This is a genomic window from Streptomyces sp. P5F9 (genome assembly GCF_057961495.1).
The window spans coordinates 1-3,017 of record NZ_JBXVPZ010000737.1; the positions used below are offsets into that span (position 1 = coordinate 1).

Here is a 3,017-nt window from a genome sequence, read left to right on the forward strand (position 1 = left end):
CGTCCGGCCGGAGTTCGGCGGGTGGGCCGGGGGCGTGGCGTCGACGACTTCGGTGACGGACCGGCGACCGGCGAGGACCCTTGGTATTCCACTGGCTCCAAAAGCCCTTGGCGTACCGGGACCTGGCGGCAGGACTCGGCCGGTACACCGCCGTGCCCGCTCCGCTGTCCCGCGACCCCGACGAGGAGGCACGCCTGGTCCACTCCCTGCGCCGCGATCTGCGTGGCGACGACGGGCGTGCCAGGGCGACAGCGGTCCGTATCATCTGGACCGCCGACCATCTCGACGTAGCTGCCGCCCGCAGCCCGCCGCCTCCAGCTCAGCCTGGCAGCCGCGGCGAAGCCGAGTGACCGACGCTGCTTCCACGGGGCGCCGCCGCAGGAGGGGCGGGCATACGGCAGCCGCTCGGCTTCCCTGAGATCACGTGGCCGGGAGCGCGGTAGTCGTCGCCATCCACCCTTTTCCTGAGGATGCCGGGGTGCGGGGCCCGTGCCGAGGAAGTCCGCGCCTCGGGCCGGGGAGGGCATCGCGCAGTGAGGGGGCCCGATCCGGCCAGTGCGGGAGGCGGGAACGACGGAGACGACGGCGTGGTAGCCGCGCCGGTGTCATTGGTTGGCCCTGCTGACACCAGTCCGCTTCCCGGTCAGGCGCGGACGCCCAGCAGACGCCCGTTCTGGAGGCCGAAGTACAGCACGCCGTCGGCCACCGCGGGTGTGGAGAAGACCGGGCTGCCGGTGTCCGCCCGCCATCGTTCCTCGCCCGAGACCGCGTCCAACGCCCACATACGGCCGTCCTTCGTGCCGACGTACAGCGTGCCGTCCGCCACCACCGGAGCCCACCGCACCCAGACACCGACCTTGCGACTCCACCGTCTCTCGCCGGACACCGCGTCGACAGCCCACAGATACCCGTCGCCGGTGCCGAAGTACACGAGACCGTCGGCCACCGCCGGCGTGGACTTCACCCAGGTGCCGGCCGGGAGCTTCCACCGGACCTGACCCGATGCCGCGTCCACCGCCCACAGGTGCCGATCGGCGCTGCCGACATAGAGGATGCCGTCGGCGACCACCGGCGAGGACCACAGCCCACTCAGCGTCTTCAGTCGCCACCGCACCTGGCCGGAGGCGGTGCGCAGAGCCCACAGAACGCCGTCGTCGCTACCGACGTAGACCGAGTCGCCCACCACGGTCGGTGAGGAACGCACGCCCGTGCCGACACGGACCTGCCACCTGGGCTCCCCTGAGACGGCGTCGACCGCCCGGAAGAAACCGTCGTTGCTGCCGAAGAGGACCATGCCGTCGGCGACCACCGGCGTGGACCGCACCATGCCGTCCGTCCTGACCCGCCACCGCTCCCGGCCCGAAACGGCGTCCACCGCCCACAGGCATTTGTCCCAACTGCCGATGTAGACAGTGCCGTTGGCGAAGGCGGGCGACGCGGCCACCACACCGCCGACCCTGCACTGCCAGCGTTCTTCGCCGGACACGGCGTCGACGGCCCACAGGAGATGGTTCCAACTGCCCACATAAACAGTGCCGTTGACCACGACCGGCGACGATTCCTTCACCGCTCCGCCGGTGTCCAACTGCCAGCGCACGGCACCGCGCCGCTGTCCTTCCTCCTGCTCGCCGTTTCCGTCGGCGCTGCCGGCGGAAACGAGGACATACGGTTTGACGACGACCGGCAGGTAGGCGAAGTAGCCGATCACCTCAATGGCGTTGAAAATCCCCAAGGGCACAAGGATCAGTGCCCACCACGGCGTGAGTTGGCCCACGAGGATGGATATCAGCGCGGCGGCGCAGCCTATCCCTGAGCAACTGGCCACGAGAAGCTCAAGGGCTCCTTTGGCGCGAAGGCCTCGAAGTAGCATGGCCGACAACATATGATCACTCGGCCGCCGAATCGGTCAAGATTGCGAAAAACGTCAACACCCGGTGATCGGGCGGAACTTGCGTGCGGTTCCGCTGCGGTCGAGGGCGACAGCGGCCGGTTCAAGAGCGTCGAGCACCGAACGCACGGTCGAGCCTGGTTCCCATCGCTCGGAGGCCACGTCCTCCTCCAGCCGCGGCCATCACACAACTGCCGTCAGAACCATGACCGTTGGCGGTTCGCTCGCCGCCGCTGAGCACCGCTACGGCTCTCGGGGCTGCTCGAACACGAGCGGGCCGGGCGGATCAACAGGGCCCCGTGAGCGGTCAGTTGTCCGCTGCCTCCGTCGTCGCCTCGTCCGGTGCCGCCGCTGCCGTGGTCTCGGTGTGAATGGCGTGGCCGCGTTGGGGGGTGAGGTCGAGGGAGGTGAGGACCGAGGAGTGGACGATCGAGGGGAGGGTGTGACGGAGGAGAGCGGAAACGCTGGCGGGGAGGTTCTGGTAGTTGGTCGTGGCCTGTGACATGGCCTGGACGCCGGTGACGGCGCCGACAAGCACCTGAGCGGTCTCGGCGGGGTTGACGTGGGGGAGGAGCTCGCCTTGTTTCTGGGCCTTGCCGAGGAGTTCGTTGGTGACGGCGGTCCAGTGCTGGAAGGGGCCGGTGCGGTCGAGGCCGTCGGCGCGTTGGTCGAGGGTGAGACGGGCGCCGGCCCGGACGAGGGGGTCGGTCTGGAGGCGGTAGGCGTGGAGCATGGTGGTGTCGATGAGTTCTTGGATTTTGCAGGGGCGGTCGGGGACGACGAGCGACTGGTCCTGTCCGGCGAGGACACCCAGAGCGAGTTGTTCTTTGGAGCGGAAATGGAAGTAGAGGGCGCCTTTGGTCACGTTGGCGGTGGTGAGGATCTCGCTGATGGTGGCGGCTTGGTAGCCGCGTTCCTCGAAGACCGTGGCTGCGGCCATGAGGATGGTGTGGCGGGTGCGAATGGCCCGGTCCTGTTTGGGTTCTGGCATGTTCGGGCCCCTTTCGTCACGGGTCGGGTGCCGTCCGTTAAAAATACCGTCCAGTTCGTATAGTCTACGGCGCTGCAGGCGCCGTTGAGCCGTGTTGCCGTGTCGGTCGCCGGGCCGCGGGGGAGGGGGGAGTTGGAG

Annotated in this window: 3 protein-coding genes; 1 reads left to right on the forward strand and 2 read right to left on the reverse strand. The window is 68.8% G+C overall.

Features of this window, described 5'->3' with window-relative positions; genetic code table 11:
• The first annotated feature begins 107 nt into the window (after positions 1-107).
• Entirely contained in the window at positions 108-350 is a 243-nt protein-coding gene (locus tag AC31A1_RS49285; RefSeq protein ID WP_489659574.1) for a hypothetical protein, read from the forward strand.
• A gap of 293 nt (positions 351-643) precedes the next feature.
• On the opposite strand, the gene AC31A1_RS49290 is transcribed toward AC31A1_RS49285, so the two are convergent.
• Positions 644-1,732, reverse strand: a complete 1,089-nt coding sequence (locus tag AC31A1_RS49290; RefSeq protein WP_489659575.1) for an outer membrane protein assembly factor BamB family protein — start codon at positions 1,730-1,732, stop codon at positions 644-646.
• 463 nt (positions 1,733-2,195) lie between these two features.
• The gene (locus AC31A1_RS49295) at positions 2,196-2,879 is read right to left on the reverse strand and encodes a ScbR family autoregulator-binding transcription factor (RefSeq protein WP_489659576.1); all 684 of its coding nucleotides are present in this window, start codon (positions 2,877-2,879) and stop codon (positions 2,196-2,198) included.
• Positions 2,880-3,017 lie beyond the last annotated feature (138 nt).

Coding starts and splice junctions, on each gene's coding strand:
- AC31A1_RS49295 (WP_489659576.1), bottom strand. CDS start 2,879: ATGCCAGAACCCAAACAGGACCGGGCCATTCGCACCCGCCACACCATC.